General features: G+C 49.7%; 6 protein-coding genes and 2 tRNA genes. 4 read left to right on the top strand and 4 right to left on the bottom strand.

Translation table 11 applies throughout. The annotated features are described in order from the left end of the window. The first annotated feature begins 40 nt into the window (after window positions 1-40). Entirely contained in the window at window positions 41-1,498 is a 1,458-nt protein-coding gene (locus MES37_RS14625) for a capsule assembly Wzi family protein (protein WP_237931849.1), read from the top strand. Here MES37_RS14625 and MES37_RS14620 read toward each other — a convergent pair whose 3' ends face one another. Next, entirely contained in the window at window positions 1,499-2,149 is a 651-nt protein-coding gene (locus MES37_RS14620) for a helix-turn-helix domain-containing protein (RefSeq protein WP_083963364.1), read from the bottom strand. 242 nt (window positions 2,150-2,391) lie between these two features. On the opposite strand from MES37_RS14620, the gene MES37_RS14615 reads away from it, so the two are divergent. The 3 genes from MES37_RS14615 to MES37_RS14605 are packed head-to-tail and all read left to right on the top strand — an operon-like array spanning window position 2,392 to window position 4,154. Beyond that, window positions 2,392-3,309, top strand: coding sequence for a hypothetical protein (locus MES37_RS14615; protein WP_237931847.1), 918 nt, complete (start codon window positions 2,392-2,394; stop codon window positions 3,307-3,309). Window positions 3,310-3,360: 51 nt separating this feature from the next. Further along, window positions 3,361-3,813: a hypothetical protein gene (locus tag MES37_RS14610; RefSeq protein ID WP_064546219.1), complete on the top strand. Its 453-nt coding sequence runs from the start codon at window positions 3,361-3,363 to the stop codon at window positions 3,811-3,813. Window positions 3,814-3,824: 11 nt separating this feature from the next. Further along, window positions 3,825-4,154, top strand: a complete 330-nt coding sequence (locus tag MES37_RS14605) for a hypothetical protein (RefSeq protein WP_237931846.1) — start codon at window positions 3,825-3,827, stop codon at window positions 4,152-4,154. A gap of 69 nt (window positions 4,155-4,223) precedes the next feature. On the opposite strand, the gene MES37_RS14600 is transcribed toward MES37_RS14605, so the two are convergent. The 3 genes from MES37_RS14600 to mdtK all read right to left on the bottom strand — a co-directional run bounded on the left by MES37_RS14600 (window position 4,224) and on the right by mdtK (window position 5,946). Beyond that, a tRNA-Val gene (locus MES37_RS14600) sits at window positions 4,224-4,300 on the bottom strand. A 42-nt stretch (window positions 4,301-4,342) separates the two neighbouring features. Further along, window positions 4,343-4,419: transfer RNA gene (locus tag MES37_RS14595), tRNA-Val, on the bottom strand. 153 nt (window positions 4,420-4,572) lie between these two features. Then, window positions 4,573-5,946, bottom strand: coding sequence for an MdtK family multidrug efflux MATE transporter (mdtK, locus tag MES37_RS14590; RefSeq protein ID WP_121813591.1), 1,374 nt, complete (start codon window positions 5,944-5,946; stop codon window positions 4,573-4,575). Window positions 5,947-6,000 lie beyond the last annotated feature (54 nt).

Here is a 6,000-nt window from a genome sequence, read left to right as displayed (position 1 = left end):
AAACAGGATTTTCTCAGGGCGATAATTCAAAGGAATGGCAATGAAACCTCTGGCTCTATTATGCCGGCAGAGTCTGTGCTGGGCGTTAGTTTGTTATTGCAGTAACAGCGTTGCCGCAGGGCTTGTCAGTAATGACGCGCAATTGCGCAGCGATCTGACCTGGCTGGCGGACAGGGACGTTATTCACATTAACCTTTCCACCTGGCCGTTAAGCCAGGAAGAAATAACCCGCGCTATTTCACAGTCAAAATTGCAGAGCAGTGCCGGAAACCAGGCCGTACTTCAACGTGTTGAGCAGCGCCTGGCTTTCCTGAAAGCCCCGGTAAGAATAAAGGGCTGGACGCAATCCGACCACCCGCCATTACCCCAGGGTTTTGCCGACACGCCTGCCAGTGCACATGGGATCGGTGCGGCACTTGCCAGCAATGGTGATTTCTGGGATGTGAATTTGCAGGCGCAGTTTGAAAGCCATCAGTACATTGCGGACTCTGCCAACATCAACCTTAACGGCGCTTACGCGGGGGTGAAACTGTTTAATCAGTGGCTGGCATTTGGTGAAATCCCACAATGGTGGGGGCCGGGTAACGACGGCAGCACCATTCGCTCGGATGCGGCGCGCCCGGTGGTGGGCTTTTTAGTGCAACGCGCTGACCAGTCGCCTTTTGAAACACCGTGGTTGTCGTGGCTGGGAAGCTGGCAGTATCAGCTATCGGCCGGGCAATTACGCCAGTATCAACGTCCGCAACAACCGAAGCTGATTGGCGGTCGCTTGACTATTTCCCCGTTCAGCGCCCTGGATCTGGGGGCTTCGCGCATCATGATGTGGGGCGGAAAAGGGCGGCCCAATACCTTCCACTCGTTTGGCGATGCATTTATTGGCCGTGACAATACCGGTAGCCAGGACAGAGATCCCGGTGACCAGTTAGGCGGGGTGGATTTTCGCCTGAAACTCGCGCCGCTGATCGACCTGCCACTGAGCGTTTACGGGCAGGTGACGGGTGAAGATCAGGCGGGCGTTTTGCCCTCGCACAATACTTTTATTGCCGGAATAGAAGGTCATCATGCCGTAAATGTGTGGGGTGAAAGCCAGCTTAACTGGACACTCGAAGGGGCCGATACCCGCTCAGGGATGCAGAAAACCGGCATTATCTATTACCACTATTGCTATCAGCAGGGTTACTACCAGCAGGGCTCGCCGCTGGGAGAGGCGATGGGCGGCGACGGTACTCGTTATTCGGGAAAACTCGAACTGGTACTGGCGAATCAACAACGGCTGAGCGCGCGCGCAGTCTGGGTGCGGGTGAATCGCCTGTCGCAACCGATAAATCAGGCTTTCCCGCATTCAGACACGCTGAAGGGCCTCGAACTGGGCTGGCAGACGCCGCTGTATAAGCAAATCACACTGAACAGTGGGGTGGGTTATACGCAGGGTAGCTCGACAAAAGAGAGTGAACTGGGCGTTACTTTCGCGTTTGAATTGCCGCTGTTATTTAACTGATCAGTACTTCTTCGGCAAGTGGTGGATTGACTTCAATACACCATTTTCTATCTCGATATACTTCCCTTGTTTCAACTGCGCGAGAATTTTCATCACCGCACTTCGTGATAAATGGCTGCTGTACAAAATGTAATTTGCCGCAGAAATGGATTCGCGTATGGCCTGAGGTTCCTGCATCAGTTCGAGGAGTTTAAAGCGGATAATTTCATAAGCGCTGGGTGCAGTCATTCTGCGGTAATGGGTAAATAAGTTGCTGGTTATTTTAGTCAGATGCCCGGATAACAATTCCCATGCATTTTGCTCGGTGATCAGCTGTTTCGCTTCTTCAATGGTTAATGATGCAATCAGGCATTCATTGATGGTTTCGATAAACAAACCGGCAGAATCATTGGTCGCCGAAAGATTAGAAATACCTAGCAGGTAGGGAGTGGGCAAGGTGGTCATCATGATCTCGTCTTCGTCACGATGCAATTTCGCAAGGCCAGCACGTAAGAAATAACAGTGCTTAACGCCATTGATACGGAAATAGAACCGACTCCCCGGTTTTGCAAGAGAGTAATTAATAAAGGGATCCAGTTTTTTAACTAGCGCTATTGTCTCCGGCGACTGCATCGGATGCAGTTTTTCTTCCGGACTATCAATATGGTTCATCAATAACACCTGGAGCAGATGATTCTTAGAGTAAGTATAACACGCGGCATGAAAGTATGTTTTAGCGAGGAATCTACCATGTCGAGTATCCCTGACGGGATGCGACTTATGATTGATAAGCCGCCAGAAACTACGACGAACATCTTAACGATCAATCCCTGTATCTGATTCATATTCTGAGAGCGGAATCTGCACGATTTCGGCGTTGGTTTACCGAACACTCTCAGATGTGAGGAATACAAATGTTTGGACTGGAGACGCTTGATGTTCTGATTGGGTTGATGACCGTGTATTTCATGTTCGGAATAGCCTGCACTGCCATTGTGGAGGCCATTTCCGCATGGGCCAGTATTCGTAGCCAAAATCTTGAAACGGCACTCAAAGAATTATTTTCAGGAGACCTGGCACCGGGTCAGCCGTTTATTACCAAATTCTTTGAGCACCCTTTGATTCAGTCCCTCAGCAAAGGTGAAAATGGTCGCCCCTCTTATATTCCCCCGGATCTTGTTGCACGAGTCGTAGAAGCGTTAATTGTGGGAAGAGCGGCCACGGCAACACTTGCGGCTGGGGTGCAACTACTGCCGGATACAGTGGATAAAAATCGTATTAAAGGGATCCTCGAAACATTAGTGACACAAACAGGTAATGATGCCGCCAGGTTTCGCTATGCGGTCGCTAAACTGTTTGACGCCGTGATGGACCGTGCCTCCGGCTGGTACAAACGCAGAATGCAGACCACTACGCTTATCGTTGCCGCCGTGCTGGTCCTTAGCGGAAATATCGACTCTATCAACCTTTCGACATTGCTGGCCTCAAATCCGGATACCCGAGCAAAACTGGTGGCAATCGCTCATGAAAAAGTGACTAACGAGCTAGCGTTGCGCGATAAAGCAAAGGGTGACAGCGTCCAGCAAGCAGAAGAAAAGGTCAAAATAGCCGAAACGAAATATGACAGTGCGGTTTCCGAGTTGCAGTCAGCTGGATTCACCCTTGGCTGGAAAGAGTATCCGCATGACTTTATAGGATGGCTGACAAAAGTCGCGGGGTTGCTGGTCACTATTTTCGCAGTCTCCCTTGGCGGACCATTCTGGTTCGACATTCTTCAGCGCGTGATGCAGGTACGTTCCACAGGGCCAAAACCTTCGCCAGTCGGTAAATAATCGGTATGGCACTCACCAGAGTTCAGAGAGAGTTCAAAGCAGGAAATAAAAATGCAGCGATTAGATACTTTTTTCAAACCCAGCATATTGGTATTGCTCTGTCCCCTTTTATTACTAAATGGATGTGCCTTATTTGTTTCACACTACGACGCAGGCGCTTACCAAAATTTCACCAATTTGAAGGCATTTCACCTCAAATTTCTGGAAGACAATACCGTTGCACCAGGAAAAAAATTCGATGAATCCAAAGTAAAGGCAACCTGTGATGCCGGAGATCTTAAATTTCGCGAAGCGACAGAATATGCGGCAGGCAAGCATGATGAGTCACGTTTGCATGCCATCCGCTACCTCGATAACGTATTCAAAAATAACTGCGAAATAGCGATAACGGAGAATAAGTTATTTAGCGTCGTTTTTGCGAAGGAAGAAATTGACAACGTTAAACCAAACTACGACCTTGCCATTCGCGGAGAAAGTTCTCGCGTGGGTAATCAAACAAAATAGGGGACAAAAAAATGTCAGATATTGATGATGTCATTGACTCAATCAAAGATGAGGCCGTTGTACTCATTAAAGAACAATTGAAGGATCTCCTGCTCTCCGCTGCGGAAGAAACAGACGCGGTAATCAGGCAAACAGGCGAAAAAATAACGTATTGGTTGTTGCTTCGGGCGCGGGGCGAACTCAATGATAGTGAACTGGAAGCGTTGCTTTATGCAAGAGATCAACTTTTGCGCCAATATAAAAACACGCTTCAGATTGAGGCATCTGCCCGTGTTGAGAAGATTGCCATCGCTTTGGTCAATATTGTTCTCGACAAATTACTCGGTCTGGTTTTTCACTGAGTAGTCGATCATTTGTTGTTTTTTTTATGTTTTAGAAAAGGGACGAAGCTTTGAATGTTTCTTTAAGAATGGTGCGTCCGAGTGGACTCGAACCACCGACCCCTACCATGTCAAGGTAGTGCTCTAACCAACTGAGCTACGGACGCACTGTGTGTTGTGGTACTACATATTGCAGTAAAACTAGAAAATGGTGCGTCCGAGTGGACTCGAACCACCGACCCCTACCATGTCAAGGTAGTGCTCTAACCAACTGAGCTACGGACGCACTGTGTTGTCTGTGACAACGGGGACGAATATTAGCGGCACCCCTTAAACCTTGCAAGCGTTAAACCGCAATTTTCTTCCATATTTCACTCGTTTGCTGCGCATCTGCGCAACTCGATGGAAAAATAGCCGCCATTACGGCGGCTATTCGGGTTTAATGTGCAGCGCGCTGCAAAATTGTCACGGATGGCTGGCGTTGTAACCAACGCATCCTCAGCATCATCATAATTGCCGCTGACGTCAGACCGATGATAAAACCGGTCCAGAATCCTGCCGGGCCCATCGGTTCGACCACCCAATCGGTCAGCGCCAGGATGTAACCACTCGGTAAGCCCAGAACCCAATAGGCGATAAAGGTGATAAAGAAAATCGAACGGGTATCTTTATAACCACGCAACACACCGCTACCGACGACTTGAACAGAATCAGACAATTGGTAAACCGCCGCCAGCAGCATCAGATGTGCTGCCAGGGCAATCACTTCCGGATTGCTGTTGTAGAGCAGGGCGATGTGTTCACGCATCACTATCGTGAAAATAGCGGTGAGCGTCGCCATACACATTGCAACACCAATCCCCGTCCATGCCGCCGTTTGGGCATCAAGCGTTGAACCCTGGCCCAAACGGAAGCCGACGCGAATAGTGACCGCAGCTGATAGCGACAGCGGCAATACGAACATCAGCGAGCTGAAGTTCAGGGCAATCTGGTGACCGGCGACGTTAATAATCCCCAATGGTGCAACCAGCAATGCTACAACCGCAAACAGCGTTACCTCAAAAAAAAGCGCCAGCGCAATCGGCAACCCAAGCTGAGTTAAGCGCTTCATCACTTTCCAGTCGGGCTTGATGAAGCCTTTTTCCAGCTTCAAATCGCGCATTGAGCGGGCTTTCTTCACATAAGAGATCATGCAGAAGAACATTACCCAGTACACCGCAGCAGTGGCAACGCCACAGCCCACACCACCCAGTTCTGGCATGCCAAAGTGGCCATAAATAAAGATGTAGTTGACCGGAATATTGACCAGCAGGCCGATAAAGCCCATCACCATGCCGGGTTTGGTTTTCGCTAAACCTTCACACTGGTTACGCGCCACCTGGAAGAACAAATAGCCCGGGACACCCCACAACAGCGCACGCAAATAGCCGACGGCCTTATCGGCAAGTTGCGGGTCGATATTCTTGGTCGCGTGAATAATATATCCCGCGTTCCATAGCACAATCATGATGATTGCCGAGACGATGCCCGCCAGCCAAAAGCCCTGGCGAATCTGGTGGGCAATGCGCTCACGACGGCCAGAACCATTGAGTTGGGCGACGGTGGGCGTCAGAGCCATTAACAAACCATGGCCGAAAAGTATCGCAGGTAGCCAGATAGAGGTACCGATTGCCACTGCGGCCATATCGGTTGCGCTGTAGCCACCGGCCATCACGGTATCGACAAAACCCATTGAGGTTTGTGCAATTTGCGCCAGCATTACGGGTATCGCCAGCGCTAGCAACTGGCGGGCTTCAACTATGTACTTCTGCATTTATACACCTGATTATTTTTAGTTATTAGATAGACAACAAGACCGCCAGAAGAG

The organism is Buttiauxella sp. S19-1 (assembly GCF_022134725.1).
In the GTDB taxonomy this organism is placed as follows: domain Bacteria; phylum Pseudomonadota; class Gammaproteobacteria; order Enterobacterales; family Enterobacteriaceae; genus Buttiauxella; species Buttiauxella ferragutiae.
This window is presented reverse-complemented; position numbering and strand designations above follow the sequence as displayed.